Origin of the sequence: Hymenobacter sp. UYP22 (genome assembly GCF_040547285.1) — a bacterium.
Lineage (GTDB): Bacteria > Bacteroidota > Bacteroidia > Cytophagales > Hymenobacteraceae > Hymenobacter.
Genome location: NZ_JBEPPK010000014.1, coordinates 22,153 through 39,994, shown reverse-complemented (window position 1 = coordinate 39,994; position 17,842 = coordinate 22,153). Strand labels below are relative to the sequence as shown.

The 17,842-nt window shown below is 65.4% G+C and carries 12 protein-coding genes; 4 read left to right on the top strand and 8 right to left on the bottom strand.

Translation table 11 applies throughout. The features are described from left to right. Positions 1 to 13 precede the first annotated feature (13 nt). The 7 genes from ABIB60_RS18085 to ABIB60_RS18055 form a co-directional block, all read right to left on the bottom strand. On the bottom strand, positions 14 to 373 hold the full coding sequence (locus ABIB60_RS18085) for a hypothetical protein (RefSeq protein ID WP_354581887.1): 360 nt from the start codon (positions 371 to 373) through the stop codon (positions 14 to 16). Positions 374 to 376: 3 nt separating this feature from the next. After that, on the bottom strand, positions 377 to 2,359 hold the full coding sequence (locus ABIB60_RS18080; protein WP_354581886.1) for a zinc ribbon domain-containing protein: 1,983 nt from the start codon (positions 2,357 to 2,359) through the stop codon (positions 377 to 379). A 141-nt stretch (positions 2,360 to 2,500) separates the two neighbouring features. Next, positions 2,501 to 3,076 (bottom strand): hypothetical protein, encoded by a 576-nt coding sequence (locus ABIB60_RS18075; protein ID WP_354581885.1) that lies wholly within the window; start codon positions 3,074 to 3,076, stop codon positions 2,501 to 2,503. A 79-nt stretch (positions 3,077 to 3,155) separates the two neighbouring features. Then, positions 3,156 to 3,347 carry a hypothetical protein gene (locus ABIB60_RS18070; protein WP_354581884.1) on the bottom strand — a complete coding sequence of 64 codons (192 nt, stop codon included), beginning with the start codon at positions 3,345 to 3,347 and terminating at the stop codon, positions 3,156 to 3,158. 21 nt (positions 3,348 to 3,368) lie between these two features. Beyond that, positions 3,369 to 4,370: an SPFH domain-containing protein gene (locus ABIB60_RS18065; RefSeq protein WP_354581883.1), complete on the bottom strand. Its 1,002-nt coding sequence runs from the start codon at positions 4,368 to 4,370 to the stop codon at positions 3,369 to 3,371. A 2-nt stretch (positions 4,371 to 4,372) separates the two neighbouring features. Beyond that, complete coding sequence (locus ABIB60_RS18060; protein WP_354581882.1) at positions 4,373 to 5,746, bottom strand: hypothetical protein; 1,374 nt, start codon at positions 5,744 to 5,746, stop codon at positions 4,373 to 4,375. Between the two features lie 119 nt (positions 5,747 to 5,865). After that, a complete protein-coding gene (locus ABIB60_RS18055; protein ID WP_354581881.1) occupies positions 5,866 to 7,044 on the bottom strand; it encodes a DUF4272 domain-containing protein in 1,179 nt (392 codons plus the stop codon). A gap of 227 nt (positions 7,045 to 7,271) precedes the next feature. On the opposite strand from ABIB60_RS18055, the gene ABIB60_RS18050 reads away from it, so the two are divergent. From ABIB60_RS18050 to ABIB60_RS18035, 4 genes are all read left to right on the top strand, one after another. After that, positions 7,272 to 8,612 carry an SWIM zinc finger family protein gene (locus tag ABIB60_RS18050; protein WP_354581880.1) on the top strand — a complete coding sequence of 447 codons (1,341 nt, stop codon included), beginning with the start codon at positions 7,272 to 7,274 and terminating at the stop codon, positions 8,610 to 8,612. Positions 8,613 to 8,739: 127 nt separating this feature from the next. Continuing rightward, complete coding sequence (locus ABIB60_RS18045) at positions 8,740 to 11,742, top strand: DUF6493 family protein (protein WP_354581879.1); 3,003 nt, start codon at positions 8,740 to 8,742, stop codon at positions 11,740 to 11,742. 21 nt (positions 11,743 to 11,763) lie between these two features. After that, positions 11,764 to 14,769: a DUF6493 family protein gene (locus tag ABIB60_RS18040; protein ID WP_354581878.1), complete on the top strand. Its 3,006-nt coding sequence runs from the start codon at positions 11,764 to 11,766 to the stop codon at positions 14,767 to 14,769. A gap of 773 nt (positions 14,770 to 15,542) precedes the next feature. Then, complete coding sequence (locus ABIB60_RS18035; RefSeq protein WP_354581877.1) at positions 15,543 to 17,264, top strand: M14 family metallopeptidase; 1,722 nt, start codon at positions 15,543 to 15,545, stop codon at positions 17,262 to 17,264. 270 nt (positions 17,265 to 17,534) lie between these two features. Here the strand turns inward: ABIB60_RS18035 and ABIB60_RS18030 are convergent, their stop codons facing one another. Then, positions 17,535 to 17,807, bottom strand: a complete 273-nt coding sequence (locus ABIB60_RS18030) for a hypothetical protein (RefSeq protein ID WP_354581876.1) — start codon at positions 17,805 to 17,807, stop codon at positions 17,535 to 17,537. Positions 17,808 to 17,842: the final 35 nt, after the last annotated feature.

The following is a 17,842-nucleotide window of genomic DNA, read 5'->3' as shown; positions in this document are numbered from 1 at the left end:
CGAAAGCGTTACGCTAGCGAGTGTTCACGAAGGCCCGCCACAGCAGCGTGCCCAAGTCGCGCCGGTCAAGCTGGGGGTAGGCAGCCCAGAGGCGGTCGTAGGCTTCCGCGCCAACTAACCGCTCTTGGTTCACGCGGCAGCCCAGGTCGGTGGCCATTTCCTGCAGGGCCAGGAGCTGCTGCTGCACGGCCTCGGCCTCCGCAGTCGTCAGGCCCGGAAAGGCGGCTTGCCAGGTGCCGGGCAGCGCGTCCGGGCCGTCGGGCGGTGGGTAGAGGCAATAGTGGAGCGCGTAGTCCAATGGGTTGGCGTAGGGGCGGGGCGGTGGGCCGGCCGTCCCGCGCCACCAGGCGCGTAGTTGCGCGAGCCAGCTCATGACTTAGTGGGCCAGGGCCTGCTGAGCCAGGTAGGGCACGTGGTCGTCGGACGCATCGGTGAGGCTGGCCAGGGTCGTCAGGTCGGCGCGCACGGCTTCGCGCAAGGGCGCGTGGGCTTGCAGCTGGCCCAGCACTTTTACGGCCCAGCGGTTCACCATGCTCCAGTTGGTGTAGTGCAGGACCAGGTCCATCAAAGCTGCCTGAAACTGCACCACCAGCGGCAGCGGCAGCGCCGTTAGCGCCCGCAGAAACGCGGCGGCCCCATCGGGCTGCGCCTCGGCCACCGGGTCGAGCGGGCGCAGAAACTTGCTGTCCGTCTCCAGGGCCAGTAGCACCCGCAACTGCTTGACCCCGTACACGAAATATTCCACGTACGCCTCGAAAGAGCCGAAGTAAAAACGGGCGGCTTCCTCCGTGAAGGCCAGCGGCAGGGAGGGCGAGTGGTGGTAGCCGTTGTACCAGTCGAGCAGCACCTGATTAGCCTGGCGGCGCGCACCGAGCGGGGCCGCCTCATCCCAAAGCACCCCACGCAGGAAGGTGTGCAGGGCCTGCTGCTCAGCAGGCGCGCCGGCGGCCAGCTGCTGATGGGCCAGCCCACGCAGCCCCTGCAGCGAATCGGCCGGGGCAGTGCGCCAGTTTTCGGCCACGAAATCTGGCGGCAGCGGCGGATACGCGTTGCCGGGCAGGTTGTGCGTGTTGAACAGATTGAGGGCCACGTATTGCCGGTACAGCTCCACCCGTTCCGGGGGCGTGAGGACGGGGTTTTGCAGGAGCCTGGCCCCGAAGCGGCGGTCGGGGTTCTCGCGGAGCATGCGCACGGCATCGCCGGGCCGCAGGTCGAGGGCCAGCAGGTCGCGGATTTGGTCCTGGCTGTGGTTGCGCCGGGTCCGCTCGCTGGTAAGCTCGGCCGTGAAGTAAGCCCGCAAGGCCGGCCGGGGCCTCCCCTGCTGGGTTAGAGCCCGCAGGATGTGGTCCACTTCAAGATCCGTGAACGTGGGCAGCAGCGCGGCCAGCTCCGCGTCAATATCGGCGCCGGCTTTGGTGAGTACGAAGGCGGCGGCGTACTGGCGGCGGGGCACGCGCAGGGCGGCCAGCAGCGGGTCGACCGTATAGTTGGCCAGGGCGGCGGCGAAGGCAATTTCCTGGTTTTCCGACGCCAGCGCCTCGGCGTACACCGCCTGGGGTTGGCCCTGCCAGTAGGACGCCATCAGGGCCAGGCTGGTGGCCGCTTCCAACACCGCCGGCCCAGCCAGGGCCTCCCGCAACGTCGATTCAATCTCCGTTTTTCCGAAACTTGCGCCGTTGATGCCGAAGCGCCAGTGACTCATGGTCAGGGCTACTTCCAGGCGCACGGCGGGGTTCGGGTCCTTCAAATAGGGGAGCACCAGCTCCACATCGGTGCCCAGGCCCGTCTCGGCGTAGCTGAGCGTGTTCATTTGCCAGATGCGAATACGGCCCAGCGCGGCCAGCAGCTGGCTGATGCCCAGCGGCGACAACTGCCGGATTTCCAGCAGCTTTTCCAGGTCGGTGGTGCCCTGGGCCGGCGGCATGGCCAGGGGGGCCAGCTCCTCGTCCTTCATGGGCAGCAGCGGCAACAGGGCTTCCTCCCACTGGCGCGCCCAGCCGCGCTGCCGCGCAAAGCTTTCCGCGTAGCCCAGGTCTCTCAGGAGGCGCTCCACCACAATGGCTTGCCGCTGGTAGAGCCGCGTGAAGTGGGTCACCTGCTCGGGGTCCATGGCCGCCAGCCGTTCGGGCAGGGCAAACTGGTCGGTGCCCAGGTACTTAAGCCAGCGGGCGGCGCCGTACTGCTCATCGGGCACCTGACCGGCCCCGCAGTGCCGGCAAAACTTGCCGTCGGGGGTCAGCTTCACGCACCAGTGGCAACGCTTTTCGCGCCGCACTACGTGGCCGCAGTTGCCGCACAGGTCGCCGGGCTGCCAATCGGGCGGCTGCACCTGGCCGCAGGTTTCACAAGTAGCTCGCATCAATACTGGCTGATTGGATAGTGGTAGATATGAAGTAGAGTAGCACAAGCCTTCAGGCCGCGCACCAGAGCAGCCGGCAAGCGGCGTCGGTGCGCTTCCCGAAGGTTTGCGCTACGGTATTTGCCTGGGGCGTTGCGCCGACTAGATTCTGGCGCGGCGCACGCGGCCCCAGAGCTGCTCCTTTTCTTCGGTGGAAGCCTCGTTCAGGCGGCGCGGAATCTCGTCCTTGGCCAGGCCGTCGCGGCGCAGCAGCAGGGCCAGCGGCAGCTCAGCGGTGCGCACGAAATGGGCGCCGCAGTTGCGGCAAAACTTGCCGGGGCCGCTGGCGCCACACCAGAAGCACTGCTCAATGGGCTCGGCCTGCCGGCCGCAGTTCACGCACAAGTCGCCGGGCGTGTAATCCTTGGGCTGCTTGTGGTGGCAGTTGGCGCAGAATACCACGTCCGAAGAATCGACCACGATGGTGGGCAACGGCGCATCAGGCGCAGCCAAGTTGGCGGCCGCAGCCGGGGCCGCGGGCAAGGCCCACTCCAGCACCCGGGCCGCCACGGCGGGGTCGAGGTCGGGCATGAGTTCCAGCAGGGTCACTACGGTGCCAATCTGCTCAAAGTCGCTGCGGCTCTGCACTCCTAGTTCTCCCAGGGCGGCCAGTGTTTCTTCCGTCAGCCCTTTCGCCTTGAGAATGTTACGCTCTAAAATCGAAAATTCAGTTGCCATTTTTCAGGATAGTCAGCAAGATTGAAAAGAGAGTATTAAGGGAATCTACTACCGGTGTCGGCTCAGGCGGCGCGCCCGGCTATTCCCGCTCCGAGAGCCCGCCCGGCTCGCTGCCGGCCCGGGGTTGGGCGCGCCGGATGGGCTGCCGGTCGTAGCCCGCCCGTGGGTCTTCGAAAAAGGCAAACCAGATGATGGTGAGCACCACTAGGGCCAGCAGCACCGCCAGGCCCGCGCCCAGCAGCAGAATCAGTCCACCAATTATCTGTTTCATAACTTCTGATGCTTAGTCCGATTACAGCTTGTCCAGCCAGATTTTCTTCTTGGCCTCAAATTCCTCCTGCGTGATGATGCCCTCGCTGAGCAGCAGCTTGAGCTTCTGCAGCTGCTGCACCGGGTCGGGCTCGGCGGGGGCGGCAGTCGGCTGGTCGACCTGCGTGGCGAATACCCGGCCCAGCTCCGCGCCCGCGCCCAGCTGCAGGCCCGCCCCCGCCAGGCCGCCTTCGGTGCGGGCGGCGTCGCGCAGGGCCTTGAGCTTTTCCAACTCGGCGTAGTTGAGCCCCCCGGCGGCGGCGGCCTGGGCCCCGGCCGTCACGTTCGATATCTGGGCGATGCGCTGCTGGGTGCCCTTGTCAAACACCGTCCCGGCAATGCGGAAATCGGTCAGCTCCAAGCCCAGCGGGACCAACTCGGCCCCTAGCTCTTCGCGCAGGGCCGCCGAGAGTGTGCCCAACTGCGCATCCAGCTGCTGGTAAGAGAATTGCGCGCCCGCCAGCTGCGTGGCCAGCACCTGGCCCACGCGGCTTTGCAGCAGCAGCTTCGCCTCCTGCGTGGTGTACGCATCCTTCAGGCCCGCCACGTTGGTTGCAAACTGCTGGGCATCGGCCAGCCGGAACGAGAAGTTGCCGTTGGCCCCCAGTTCCACCGGAAACTGGTACACCGGGTCCACGTACTTCACCGCCGACGCGGTGCCCCAGGGCTGGTTCACGTTTTCGGCGCTGCGGAAAAAGTACACGCGCAGCCGATGCTCGCTCTCGAAACCCGTGCGCAGCTTGGTCAGGGTGGTGATGAACGGGTGGTTATCGGTTTCCAGGTTGTAGATACCCTCGGTGGTGAGCACCTCCACCACGCGGCCCTCGTACACCAGCAGCGCCCCCTGGCCGGGGCTCACAATGAGCTTGCTGGCGTCCTTGATTTCGTCGTTGGCCGTGGGGAAGCGGTAGAGCAGCACCCCCGGCTGCTGATTGGCCCATTCAATGATGATGGACAGCTGATTGCGAAAAAAGCTAAAGGCCATGGCTATGGTTTTTCAGGGTCGAGGTGGGTAAGCAAGCGTCCGTCCGGGCTAATGACGTAGGTGTCCTGGTCGCCACCCAGCACGAAACCCTTCTTGGTGCGCAGGGCCTGATCGAGGCTGCCGTTGGCCTCGGGCAGCGGCAGCGTAAAGCGGATGGCCGCCGTGCGCGCATCCAGGCCCTGCGCCCGCAGCGGGCTGTTTTCGGCAGCCGTCGGGCGGAACGTGATGAGCACCACATCCGCATCGTAGTACTGCACGCGGGGGTTGAAGTAGAGCCGGCCGGGCGTGAAATCGGTGTACGAGAGCACCCGCGACTTGCGCATGGCGCCGGGGGTAGTAAGCACCTTGCGGTGGGGGTCAGCATCGGTAAAAATGCCCGACCCGCCGTAGTCGTCCTCCCACTCAAACTCGGGCGCATCCTGCGGCCCGCCCACGTTGTCGCGGAACTGGTACTTAATCAGTTGCAGCTTGTCTTCGGGGTAAGTAAGGCCTTTGGTGCTGAAAACAAACGCCGTTTTGGTGGGGCTGCCCGGCCGCAGGCTTTCAAAGCCCGTCTGGGCCGCGTACACCTCGTCTTTGCCGTACACCTTGTGAATGAGTGGGTAGTAGCTCAGCGTGCGCCCATCGTTGGTGAACACCTCAAACCCGTCGCCCTGATTTTCGCTGATGAATTCCACGCTGGCCACCCCGCTGGCCAGCTCCGGCTGATTGCGAAACAAGCGCTGGCTTACATCCTCCACGCGGTGCGAAACGGGGTCGAACTGGTACACCGTGGTTTTATTCAGCAGCACGTAGAGCGCGCCATCGGCAAAGCGCCGCAGCTTGAGGTCGGGCGAGGAGCGGCCGGCCGGCCGGGGTAGCGGCTGGCTCCGCAACTCGGCCCCGGTGCTGGCATCGTAGAAACTGGCCACCAGGCTGTCCCTGGAAATGCCCCGCCCACTGTAGCTGCGGTTGCCAACAATGATGCGCTCCGGCCGCCCGCCCGCCCCCGGGTACAAGACCGTTTCGGTAGAGCCCCAGGTATAGGTGAGCGGCTGTTTGTCGGTGTCATCGGGGCTGCCCGCCACCACCGAGCCGCTGGGTACCGCCACCGGGTAATAGGCCACCGGGTCGCGGTGAAACAGGCTGCGAATACCGCCCACGACCAGCAGCGAGGTCACTGCCACTGCCCCTATCACCACGGCCCGGGTTGTGCCGGCCAACGACCCACCAGGCGCCGGCGCGTGCTGCCGCACCGTGTAGTTAACGTTGATATCATCGTTATCCAGATAATACTCCGTCCCGCACCCCTCGCACTGGAATACATCCGGCCGAACGGCCGTCTTTTGGGTGCTGCCGCACTTCGGACACTCGATTGCTTTGATTGATTTGGCCATGATGCCGGCGCGGCAAAGCGCTGCCTGTGGGTCGTGTTGGGTATACTACAAATAATTTCAGCTTAGCTGAGTTTAGGCTCAGAATGCGTAGGGCCTGCCCTGCATCGTTTCGAATTTGATCAGGTGTCGGTGCTCACCTCGTCCCACTCTTCTTCAAACCGGGAGGTCAACCAGTTGAGAGCATACAGGCGCTCGTGCACTACACCACTCTCGAGGCCGGCGGGCGCGGGCCGCTGGTGCAGGCGGGCATCTACGCAGGCCCAGGCGTAGCGGTAGGTAAGGTCGGCCGCGTCGAGAATTTCGCCGGTCGTCCGCAGCCGGGCCCGTTCCCGAAACTCCGCCTCGCTGAGCGGAGCCAGCAGTCCGATGTCGGCGCCAGGGTCACAGATATGGTCGGGATAATCCAGCTCGGACACGTAGCCCAGCGCCCACAGCAGCACGTGCAGCGCCTCGTAGCGCCAGGTAGCGTTCATGCGGGCCTGCTCGTCGGGGGTCGGGTTATCAGCAAAAGCCTGCTCCAAGGGGCTGAGGTAATTCCGCGCCGCGTAGGCCCGGTCAAAGCCCTCCAGCGAATCGGCTTCCAGCCCTTCTCCCTTCAGGGCCACGTAGGCCAGGGCCAGCGCGCGGTCCACCACGGCATCCCGGGCGCGCAGGGCCACCGTGGTATCGCTGGCTACCGGCGGCAGGCCGGCGGCGAAGGAAATGCCCCGCCCCTGCAACGCGGCTTCGGAGCGGGCCTTGCGGGCGAGCTGGTCGGGTAGCGGGTCGAGTTCGTCGTAGTATTTGCTCTCAATGCTGACGGGCAGCTCAGCCGCCGCATCGCCGGCGCCGCGTGTGTCGGTCAGGAGCCGGCCGGCGGGGTCGTAAAACGCCTGTCCGGCGGCCGGATACAGCGAATTTTGCTCCGCGAATACCAGCGCCTCGTAATGGGCCAGTACCGGGGCCAGCCAGGCCCCGAAACCCGCCGGAAAACCCGACTCGGCGGTGATGGTCAACTCCGTATTCAGGGTGGTGATTTTGGTGAGCAGCCGGTTTTGCAAGTCGGTCCTGGCCATCGGCAGCTTTTGCACGAAGCCGTACATGCCGGCCAGATTCTGGGTGAAGTCGTCGGTTATCTCGCGCAGCTGGTAGTCGGGCTGGGTGCGCTGGCGGCCGTGCAGGCGCAGCGCGGGGGCCTCGGCCGAGCCCGCCTGCCAGTCCAACGGGCCGGTTTGGCGGAGCGGCCCACCGTGTTCGGCCAGCTGCGTGGTAAGATAGGTGAGGTCGGTGGCGTGGGTGTACAACGTCAGGCGTTCCATCAGGCAGCGCAGAAAGGAAAGGAAGGTACTAGCTCAACGGCCAACGGCACCTAGGGTTGGGACCGTCGAGCGGGTTTATCGTGGTAACGCTATTTTTTGCGTAAAATTTTAGCCGTTCGCCACCACTATTTGCCAATAATGTTAGCAATGATATCAACCTTACTCCCATATTTGCAGCAGAAACTGCTGACTACTTATTTCCTTCCTCCATCCTTATTCGCTTACCTATGTCCGACCTTGTGTATGCCTACGCCCAGCCTTCGGCCCTGACGCACTCACCTGAGGGCGAAGCGCTGCTGCTTGCCGCCTATGCCGAAAACACTCCGACCGGCGGGGCCGCCAGTTTTTTTCGGGGCCAATTGCGCGACGCCTGGCTGACGGCCCGGGGACTAACGACGTTAGCCAAAGTCGTAGCCTCGCGCTTCGTGCCGCAGAGCGCCGCCCTGCGTGACCCCATCGTGACGGCCGGGGCCGAGCGGCTGCGCTTCGAGGCTTTTTCCTCTTGCAACGGCGTGTACGCCCGCCTCGACCTTGGCCCGGCGGCCCTGGACGGGGAAATTGTGCAGAGCGGCACCACCAACGTCGATTTCAACGAACCGATGGTGAATGCGCTGAGCCGCATCAGCCGCCACGAGCCGGTGCGCCTGAGCGTGGGCCAGCAGGAAGTGACGCTGGAGCGCGCCGCCGGTCACGTGACGGAGCGCAAGGTGACGCTGCCCGAACGCTGGCTCAAAGGCCTGGCCGGTGCGCAGGCCTACCTGGCTCAAATGGAGGAAAAGCTCACCTTCAGCCGCCTGCAGGCCACCCAACTGCTGCACTCGCTGCCGACCGGCGCGGCGCGCGGCGCCACCTACCTGGTGGTGCGCGGGGGCCGACCGGCGCTGGTACCGGTGGCCGGGCCGGGCGCGGTGCGTATCGGCGGGGCGCACCGCCTGCGCCTGCTCGACGGCCTGCTGCCGCTCACGGAAACGCTGCGTCTCTACGCCACCCCCGACGGGCAGGCCAGCGCCGTGGTGCTGGAACTGGGCTCTGGCCACGAGTTTCTGCTGGCGCTATCGGCGGAAGTTAACCGGGGCTTTTCGGGGGAGGGCAACCAGCTCGATGCGCTGGCCGAAGATCTGCCGGCCGAGTGGCTGACCGGGGCCAACAACCTGTTTCACAGCAACGAGGCCTTCAACCCCACCCTTTTCGGCCTCGCCCACGACCTGGAACCGGCCACGGTGGCGCGGCTGTGCGCCAACCTGGCCGCCATGGGCCTGCTGGGTTTCGACCTGCGCGAAAACCAGTATTTCTACCGCCGCCTGCCTTTTAAAACGTCGCGCATTCTGCAGCTCAACCCCCGCCTCAAAAATGCCCGTGCCCTGCTCGAAAATGCCGACGACGTGCAGCTGGTGGCCGTAGGACCCAGTGGCCGCACCGAAGCCCGCGTGCGCGGCACCGAAGCCTGGCACACCGTGCTGGTCGGTGGCGCCGAGCCGCCGCGCTGCACCTGCCAGTGGTTTAGCGCCCACCAGGGTCAGCGGGGGGTGTGCAAGCACATTTTAGCCGCGCAGCTACGGTTCGGGTAGCCCAGCTGCAATCCGGACCTTTTGTCCGGGACTGCCCGGCACGCATACGCGCGGACCGAGAGTCCGCGCTATCACTGTGCTGTCCAAAATTATCTATTCTCTATTTACTTGGTTATCCTTACCCCGCATGCCCAACACCCTCGAAACCTTTGAGCAACTAGTGCGCCACCGCACCGTGAAGGAGCTGCTGCCCTTTCTGCTGGCCCTGGATAAACGCGATGTAGTGCCCGTGCGGCAGCGGACGCTGAGTTTGGAAAAAGAGCTGCAAAACAGCTTTGAGCCCACCGGTCAACCCGACCAGACGCGCAGCCAGTTGACCGCGCAACGGGCACATTTGCTGTTTCTGGCCGGACTGGCTACGTATTCGGCTAAGGAGTCGCGGCGGCTGAGCCCCTGGTACGGGTTCGACCTGACCTTGCCCGATGACTGGTCCGCGGAAGCCGAGGCCCCACCGTTTCTGGCTGTTATCCGGCAGTTTAAGCCGGCGTGGCTGGGCGAGTGGCTGGCGCGCCGCACCCGCGAGAATGGCTGGGCCGCGCCGCAGTACAGCTTCGTGCGCGAGCTGCTGGCCACCGAGTTGATTGCCTACGCCCCCTGGCTGACGGCCCAAAGCGTGGCCATGCTTCCCAACCATTACAATTGGCGGCGTAACCACGCGCCGGGCGGCGACATTACGGACCTAGACCTGATCATGTTGGCCGACATGCGCGCCGACGATACGCTGCTGCGGCGCGACCTGCCGCTGCTGCTCGACTTCGACACGATGGTTGACTCCAGTAGTGCCTGGTCAGGTAAGGAGCGCAAGCCGGTGACCTGGCAAACCCTGCTGGCCGAACTGCTGGCTGGCGGCCACCTCGACCGGGGCGAATGGCTGACTCACTGTCTGCTGGCCCTGCGGCGGGATTTCCGCCGGCCGCTGCTGACTTGGATTAAAACCCTGTATGCTAACCTAAAGCCTACTCCTGAAGAGCTGCTGGCCCGCCAGAGCGAGCTGCGTGAGCTGCTCAGCCACCCGCTGCCGCTGGTGGTTAATTTTGCCATTGACCAGCTCAAGGAAATCTGGGGGCGGCCGGCGTTCGACCTAGCCACCCTGCTGCCCTTGGCCGAAGCGCTGCTGAGCCGGCAGGACCTGAAAACCGGGCTGCGCACCCTGCTCACCGGCCTCGACCGGCTGCTAAAAGCCGATGCCGCGCAGGCCGCCCCGCTGGCCCGACTCTACGCCAGCGCCCTGGCCCACGCCGACGCGGGCGTGCAGGAGCGCGCCGCCAAAAGTCTGGCTGCCCTGCTCGGGGCCAAAAAGCCCGTACTTAACGCCGCCCAAACCACCGAGGCCACGGATACCATTGGGGCCTATGCGGAGCTGCTGGGTCCCCCGGCCCGCGCCGCGCTGGCCCCGTGGCTGACGGCCGCACCCGCCGCGCCGGTGATTCCAGGAGCCGCCGAGCGCTATGAGCCGGTGGCAGATTTTCGGCCGGAGCTATCGGCCACAACGGCGGTGGCACCGGTAGCGGACTGGCACGAGCTGCTGTTTCTGACCGGGCAGGTGCTGCGCCATGACGACCCGCTGGCCCTGGAGCGCTGGCTGGAGGGGCTGCTGCGCCTGCAGGCCGGGCTGCCAGCCGATTACGCTGGGCAGCTGCTGCCCTACCTGCCCCAGATAATTACCTGGGGCCGCGAAGCCGGTCAGCCCCTCACCGCGGAGCAGGCCCGGGAAGTGGTACGTTTGGGTCAACAGGTGCTGGGGCACACGGGCCTAGCGGAGGCAATAATACTAAGCTGGATGCTGGATTTTGCGGAGCCATTGGTGCCGCTGGTAACGGCCGGGCAGTACGCCGACTTCGACCCGTTAGTGAGGGCCGAGCAGCAGCGGCTAGCCTTTGCCGAAACGCTGCTCCGCGCCCGCCGGGCCCTGCCGCTGCTGAGCACGCCCACCCACGCCCCGCACTGGCTGGCTCCTACGGTTCTGGTGCAGCGCCTGCTGGCTTACCAGGCAGCCGGCCAGGAGCCCGACTCCGCCGACCTAAGTATCGCTCTTGCCCGCCTAGTCTGGGCCAATGCGGAGGATAGGGCTGCCGCCACCGCAGAGCTGTCTCAACTTAAGCACGATGGTTTGCGCGAGTTGATAGTCTGGTTGCTGGCGCCGGGCATTACCCCCCTGCCAACCTCGGCAACCGAAGCTCCTGACCCCAGCAAAACCGCCGCGCCCGCGGGCGCGACGCTGACCGAAACATTGCCTTGGCTGTGGGCGGTGGCGGCCCGCACCCGTCAGCCCGCCGGCGAATTTCCGGCCCTGGCGGCCCTCACGCCGCCCGACTGCGCCAACGTGGTGCGGCCCTGCGCGATGAACTGGGAAGTGGTGGCCGCCTCACGTACCCACAAAGTGAGCTGGAAGCCCGGTATCACGGAGGAAACCGAGCACTGGCTGGAGCTGCAGGTGCGGCCGCTGGCGCCGGTGGCCGCGCCGCCCGCGTCGGTGGCCCTGTATTCGCTCTACACGGCTGCCCCCGTCAACCCTAAATACTGCTGGAACGACCTGGCCGCCCTGGGTGCTAACTACCCCTACCTGGCGGGCCTGCTACCGCAGTACCCGGCCCCGCTGCACTGGCGCCCCTTCACGCTGTCCACCATGCGCGACACGGGCGAAACGGGCTTTCGGCAGATACTGAGCCAGGTGCTGCGCGGGCTGCTGGCGCCCGGCCCGGCCCTTGATGAGCCGGCCGCGCTGCATCTGGCCCTGGGCCTTACTTACCCGCAGCCGCCCGTCCGGGCCCTGGCCCTGGAAACCCTACTGGCCACCATCGACCACGGCCGCCTGGTACCGGCCACTCTGGCCGATGCGCTGGGCAAGCTCGTCTCGGCGGGCTTTGCGCCGCTGCCCCGCCTCACGGGCGGCCTCGTGCAGGCCCGCGCGATTAGTCCGCGCACCGACGACGCGCTGCGCCAGTTGTTGGAAGCCCTGCTCCCCGCGCTGCCGGCCACGCCCCCGCGCCAGACCAACGCCCTGCTGACGCTGTACCTGGACCTGCCCGGCCGCGCCGGCCACCCGGTGCCCGCGCCGGTGCAGGCCCGCCTGCGCGAGTGGAGCGCCTCGGCCAGCCTGAAAAAACTCAGTGCGGCGCTGCTGGCGTAGTCATTCTTATAGCTTACTGAAATGAAAAACGCGGTAGTAGAGCAGTTCGACGAACTGGTGAACAAAGGCACACTGGCGGACATGGTGGCGTTTTTGAAGCAGCTGCCCAAGACGGAAGTGCTGGCCGTGCGCGCCCGAACCAAGCAGCTGCTGCGCACGATAAATTGGTGGCAGAGTGACCCCGTTCTCGACCGGCTCTTTCTGGCCGGGCTGGCCACCTATTCCAAAGCGGAGGCGCTGACTCGCAATTTCGCGCTGCCCCCCAATTTTGGCTACTACAATGCCCGGCACCAGCTGGGCCACCAGCAGTTATTCAAGGAAGTGGTGCTGCACAGCCGGCCAACCTGGCTACTGGCTTGGCTGCAACGCGAAGCCCGGCAGCAGGGCAATCAGCCGCCGCCCTACCGCCTGCTGGGCGAGCTGCTCGACGCGGGCGGGCTGGAGCACGACGCCTGGCTGTTTGCCCAAAGTACCGCCAACTGGCTGAGCCGCTACAACCGCGACGGCAACAGCCACGCCCGTGAGTTCGAGGTGCATTTGCTGCGGCAGCTGCAGGCCGATACCACGTTACTCACCCGCGACTTACCGCTGCTGCTCGACTTTGATACGCCTGTTGACTCAGCCACCATCTACCGCGGCAAGCACGGCGCTGACATCACCTGGCTTACGCTGCTGCCCGCGTTGGTAGAATCCGGCCACCTCGACCGGGCCGAGTGGCTGACGCGCACGCTGCTGGCTTTGCGGCGCGACTTCCGCCGCCCGCTACTGACTTGGCTCAAGAATCTATTTTTAAGCCTGAAACCCACGCCGGAGGAACGGCTGGCGCGGCAGAGCGAGCTGGTGGAGCTGCTGGCCCACCCGCTGCCGCTGGTAGTCAATTTTGCGCTCGAGCAGCTTAAAGACCTGTGGTCTAACTCCGGCTTTGCCGCCGGCCCCCTGCTGCCCTACGCCGAAGCCCTGCTGGCGCGCCACGACCTGAAAACCGGCCTGCGCACCCTGCTGAGCGGCCTGGAAAAGCTCCTGAAGCGCGACCCGACCCTGACCGCCCCATTGGCCATAGCCTTGACCACTGCTCTGGCAACGCCCGATGCTACCGCCCAGGAGCGCGCCGCCAAGCTCCTGGCGGGCATTTTAGGCGCTAAGAAGTCCGTTCTTACGCTTACCGAGGTTGAAGACGTGCAAGCCAGCGTGGCGCTTTACGCCGACCTGCTGCCGGCGGCTGCCCGCGCCACGCTGGCCCCGTGGCTGGCCGTGCCCGCCGCTACCGGCCCCCAGGACACCGCCGAAACTTACGCCCCTCAGGCGGCCTTTCAGCCCGAACTGACGGCGGACACGGCCATTGCGCCGGTGGCGGACTACCACGAGTGGCTGTTTCTGACGGGCACGGTGCTGACGCGCGACACGCCCACCGACCGGGAGCGGTGGCTGGAAGGCCTGTTGCGGCTGCGGCCCCAGTTTCCAGTTGATTTTGCCCACCAGCTCCTGCCCTATCTGCACCAGGTCTTATCCTGGCACCTGGATGGTAAAAACGAAACGCAGGTCTGGCAGCAGCTGGCCGCCTACCAGACGGCAGCCAATAGCCCGCTCTCGTTGCCGCTGGCCCTGCTGGCGAGCCAGCTGCCCGGCTCGGTGGGGCAGCGGGTGGCCCGGGTATCATTGGCCGGTTCGGACCACGCCAAACCCGATCCGCTGCTGCGCCTGGAGCGCCAGCGTCTGGCGTTTGCCGAGCGGCAGCTGGCGGCGGGCCCCACCGCCCTGCCGCTATTGAGCACGCCCACCCACGTCCCGCACTGGCTGGCTCCTACGATTCTGGTGCAGCGCCTGCTGGCCTACCAAGCCGCCGGCCAGGAGCCCGACTCCGCCGACCTGAGCATTGCTCTGGCCCGCTGCGCCTGCCACGCCCCAACCGAGGCTGCCGCAGCCCGCGCATTACTACCCCAGCTCGACCACACGGCTTTGCGTGAGCTGGTGGACTGGTTTCTGGCCCCGGCCGGGTCACCCCAGCCGCTGCCCGAGCTGGCGCAGCGGCAGTCGGTGGGCCAGGTGCTAGGCGGTTTGCTGCGCCGGTTGCTGCCCATTGGAGTCGGCAATAGTAGCTCGGGCCCGCTGACCGAAGCATTGCCCTGGCTGTGGGCGGTGGCGGCCCGGACGCGCTACCCCGAGGCCACATTTGAGGAGCTGCGGCCGCTGGCCGACTACCCCGGCGTGGCGGCGCCCTGGCAGCCGGGCTGGCATTTCGAGCCGGTGACGCACGTGTACCAGCAGCGCTGGAACAAGCAGCAGCCCACCCGCACCGAATCCTGGACGGAGCTGCGCGTGCCCACCGAGCACCCGGGCCAGCAGCCGCCCTCGCCGCTGCTATTGTATTCGCTGCACGCCCGGCTCCACCAAAAGGGCAGCCGCAGCTACTTGTGGTCATTGGTGGGCGGAGTGAATTTTCTGCTTTCCCTGGTGCCCGCCCACCCGGGCCCGCTGCACTGGCACCTGGTCCGCACCCTCTACAAAACCAACGACACCTACTCCGAGGAGCGCAACGTGCAGCAGCAGGTTTTGCACACGCTGCTGCTACCCGGCCCCGCCTTTGCCGAACCCACCACGCTGCTGCTGGCTCTGGCTTTAGTTCAGGCTGACGCCCCCGGCCGGGCGCTGGCCCTGGAAGTCCTGCTGGCCGCCATTGAGCACAGTCGCCTGGCTCCCTACGCCCTGGGGCGGGCGCTGGGCCGGCTGCTGGCCGCCAGCTTCGCCCCCGTCCCCCGTCTAACCGACAACCTGGCCCAGGCCCGCGCCCTCGGCGCCCGCCCCGATGACGCCCTGTGCCAGCTCCTCGAAGCCCTGCTACCCGAGCTGCCCGCCACCCCACCCCGCCAAACGGCCAAGCTGCTGGCTACCTACGCTGACTTGGTGGCCCGCACCCGCCGGGTGGTGCCCGCGGCAGTACAAGCTCGCTTGAGCGAGTGGAGTGCGTCCGCCGCGCTAAAGAAGGCCGCAACTGAGTTGCTGGGCAGGAGTCCAGCTGGGAGAATTTAGGCCGATGGGCCTAGCAAGGGCTGGGATGGGCAGTGGGCCGGAAGTTGATGGATGCTGGGTCACTGGCCGGTCATGGTTGAGCTCACCGGACCCATTATGGGCGGGCTGCTGGTGGGTTTTACCGGCACGTAGTGCGTCTTGACGGCAGCTAACGTCCGCGCGGCACAGTTGCCCGGAGCTGCTGCCACATAGTATTGCTCAAATGCGGCAAAGCGAGTGAGTCTGCCCCGGCAAATATCCCCTGGTAGCTACCGTTGGCAGCGCGCACCCTTGATTCGTGCAACTGCCCACTAGTTCCGCGTTGAGCTGCCTCCCCCGAGGCCCAGGGTGGTTATGCTACCGCAGGAAGTGCTGGCCAAGGCAAACGGGATGAGCAGGATAAAAACGCAGAATGGGGGTAATAACTCCCTTTTTAAATGATAGCTTAGGAATACCCCGGTGTGACTAACGTGGCTATAGTCTATTCCTCACGCCCGATAATGGAGCTGTCTTCCCTGCGCACGTACCACACTGATTGTCAATAGGAACATTGGTTGACCAGCCAACGGGAGCAGTCATATCGGGCGACCACAAATGCAACTTTGATGCAAATACCAGCCCGTTGCCTACCTTTGCAAGCAGTTGGCCGCGAGTTGGCTACTCACCAGCAACTTCCCCCTGAGCCGCAGTAGGAGCTTGCAACCTTTTCCGTTTTGAAGATGATAAGAACCAGCACCGGTTACCGGACGCGCATGCTAGCTGCGGCATTGCTGTGCGCCGGGTCCACCCCTCTGATGGCCCAAGACGTAGTAACCCTGCCTCCCGTACGGCCGTGGTCGGGCCAGAGTGAGCGGCTGCTGGCCAAACCGTCGGACCCGTGGATTACGCCGGCCGAGGCGGCCAATTTTCAGACCACACCGCGCTACGCCGAAGTACGCACCTGGTTGGAAAAGCTGGACGCGGCCTCGCCCCTGCTCACGTTACAGTCCTTTGGGCGCACCGGGGAAGGCCGCGACCTGCTGTACGTGCGCGCCAGCAAGGGCGGCCCGGCCAAGCCGGTGGTGCTGGTGCAGGCGGGCATTCACGCGGGCGAGATTGACGGCAAGGACGCCGGGCTGATGCTGCTGCGCGATATTGCCCTGCGCGGCAAGGACAACCTGTTAGATCGGGTAGATCTGGTATTCGTGCCCATTTACAACATCGATGGGCACGAGCAGCAAAGCGAGTGGAACTTCGTGCATGTGCGTGGCCCCATTAGGAAGGGACGGGATGCTAATGCCCGCAACATCGACCTGAACCGGGACTACGGGAAAGCGGACGCGCCCGAAACCCGCGCCATGCTGGGGCTGCTGCGCGAGTTAGACCCCATCCTTTACGTTGACTGTCACGTCAGCGAGGGCTTCGATATGCAGTACGACGTGACTTTCACTTACGCCGGCTGGGGCACTTATGCCCGCCACCGGGCCACGGCCGATTGGCTGGAAGGGCGCTTCGGACCGGCCGTGACGCGGGCCCTGACTAAGGCCGGGCACACGCCCATCAAGTATCCCAGCCCCCTGGACACGCGCGAGCCGACCAAGGGCATTCGCTACAGCCCCGAGGGCCCGCGCTACTCCACCGGCTACGGAGACTTTATCGGCGTGCCGACCGTGCTGGTCGAAAATCACATGCTCAAGCCCTACCGCCAGCGGGTATTGGGCACCTACGTGCTGCTGGAAGCGGCCCTGCAGATTGCCGCGCAGGATGCCGGCCGAGTTGCCGCCGCCAAGGCCCAAGACCGGGCAAGCCGGCCCACCGAGCTGCTCACGCGCTGGACCCCAGCCTCCCAGCCGATTGGCTGGATCGAGCAGTTTAAGGGCATTGCTTTCGAGCTGTATCCCTCCCCGGCGTCGGGGCGGCTGGAGCAGCGCTGGCTGGGCCGGCCGGTTACATTCCGCATGCCCATCATCGGGCAGCAGCCCACGCAAACTGTCCGCCTGCCCAAGGCCTGGTGGGTGCCCGCCGCGCACACCGAGGTGCTGGACCGCCTGCGCCTGCACGGCATTCAGTTCGAAACGCTGAATGCCCCCCGCACCCTGCCCCTCGACCAAGTGCGGCTGGTAGACCCCAAGCTGCTACAGCCCAACGAAGGCCGCGTGCCACTATCAGCTACTTTCCGGCACGAATTGCAGGAGCAGGTGCTGCCCGTGGGTAGTGTGCGCGTGCCCGCCGACCAGCCCAAGGGGCTGCTGGCGGCCGCTTTGCTGGAGCCGGAAAGCCAGGATTCGTTTCTGGCCTGGGGCTTTTTTCCCGAAATGCTAGCCCCGGCCCCCAACACCGACGCTTTTGTGCTGGCCGCGCTGGGCGAGCGTCTGCTGGCGACCGATGCAGGCCTGAAGGCGGAATTTGAAGCCAAGCTCCGCGCCGACCCTGCCTTTGCCACCGACCCCGATGCGCGGTTAGCTTGGCTCTACGCGCACGCCGGGCCCGGTCATCCTTATCCTTTCCGCTACCCTATCGCCCGGGAGCTAAACTGACGCAGGAAGGTGCTACACTCTCAGTTGCTGGCATTGTCGGCGTTGCACTACCTGTTTGGGCGTGCTATGTGAGCTAGTACAAGCACAGTAAGTTGCGGGGCGTGGTACGAAATTTTCTTTGTCTCCCCACTACCCACCTGAGTTGCCCCTTCTGGCTGGCAGCCCCTGGAAGCATCCTGCTTTGCTATTACCAACCCAAGGTTGCCGCACCAATGGAGCCGGTGAACCATCGATTAAACCCAGGATAAGTATTATGCAGGCAGGACTTGCTCAATACAAGAAAGTGATATTCACTCCCGCGTTAGTTTTCCCCGCCGCATCCGGCCACTGGTGCATTGTGTCTTGAAGGATGGCTGAATCCAGCGCCAACTGCATAGCGGGTTGATTATCGACACGGATATTAACTACCGCCTTATCTGTCCCCCGAGGGGCTACAAAATTCACGGATTCGATATCCTCAAAATACACGCTTGCGTAGAGTGTTCGGCTGCGTAGTGCGGCTTTTTGCCAAGTTGAGGCATTGATTGGGTTCAGGTTACCCATGCCAACGCTGGTTGCCGTCAGCACGGGTTCACTGA

Bases quoted from the DNA above. Each gene is read 5' to 3' on its own strand.
- ABIB60_RS18085 (WP_354581887.1), bottom strand. From the start codon at position 373: ATGAGCTGGCTCGCGCAACTACGCGCCTGGTGGCGCGGGACGGCCGGC.
- ABIB60_RS18080 (WP_354581886.1), bottom strand. From the start codon at position 2,359: ATGCGAGCTACTTGTGAAACCTGCGGCCAGGTGCAGCCGCCCGATTGG.
- ABIB60_RS18075 (WP_354581885.1), bottom strand. From the start codon at position 3,076: ATGGCAACTGAATTTTCGATTTTAGAGCGTAACATTCTCAAGGCGAAA.
- ABIB60_RS18070 (WP_354581884.1), bottom strand. From the start codon at position 3,347: ATGAAACAGATAATTGGTGGACTGATTCTGCTGCTGGGCGCGGGCCTG.
- ABIB60_RS18065 (WP_354581883.1), bottom strand. From the start codon at position 4,370: ATGGCCTTTAGCTTTTTTCGCAATCAGCTGTCCATCATCATTGAATGG.
- ABIB60_RS18060 (WP_354581882.1), bottom strand. From the start codon at position 5,746: ATGGCCAAATCAATCAAAGCAATCGAGTGTCCGAAGTGCGGCAGCACC.
- ABIB60_RS18055 (WP_354581881.1), bottom strand. From the start codon at position 7,044: ATGGAACGCCTGACGTTGTACACCCACGCCACCGACCTCACCTATCTT.
- ABIB60_RS18050 (WP_354581880.1), top strand. From the start codon at position 7,272: ATGTCCGACCTTGTGTATGCCTACGCCCAGCCTTCGGCCCTGACGCAC.
- ABIB60_RS18045 (WP_354581879.1), top strand. From the start codon at position 8,740: ATGCCCAACACCCTCGAAACCTTTGAGCAACTAGTGCGCCACCGCACC.
- ABIB60_RS18040 (WP_354581878.1), top strand. From the start codon at position 11,764: ATGAAAAACGCGGTAGTAGAGCAGTTCGACGAACTGGTGAACAAAGGC.
- ABIB60_RS18035 (WP_354581877.1), top strand. From the start codon at position 15,543: ATGGCCCAAGACGTAGTAACCCTGCCTCCCGTACGGCCGTGGTCGGGC.
- ABIB60_RS18030 (WP_354581876.1), bottom strand. From the start codon at position 17,807: ATGGGTAACCTGAACCCAATCAATGCCTCAACTTGGCAAAAAGCCGCA.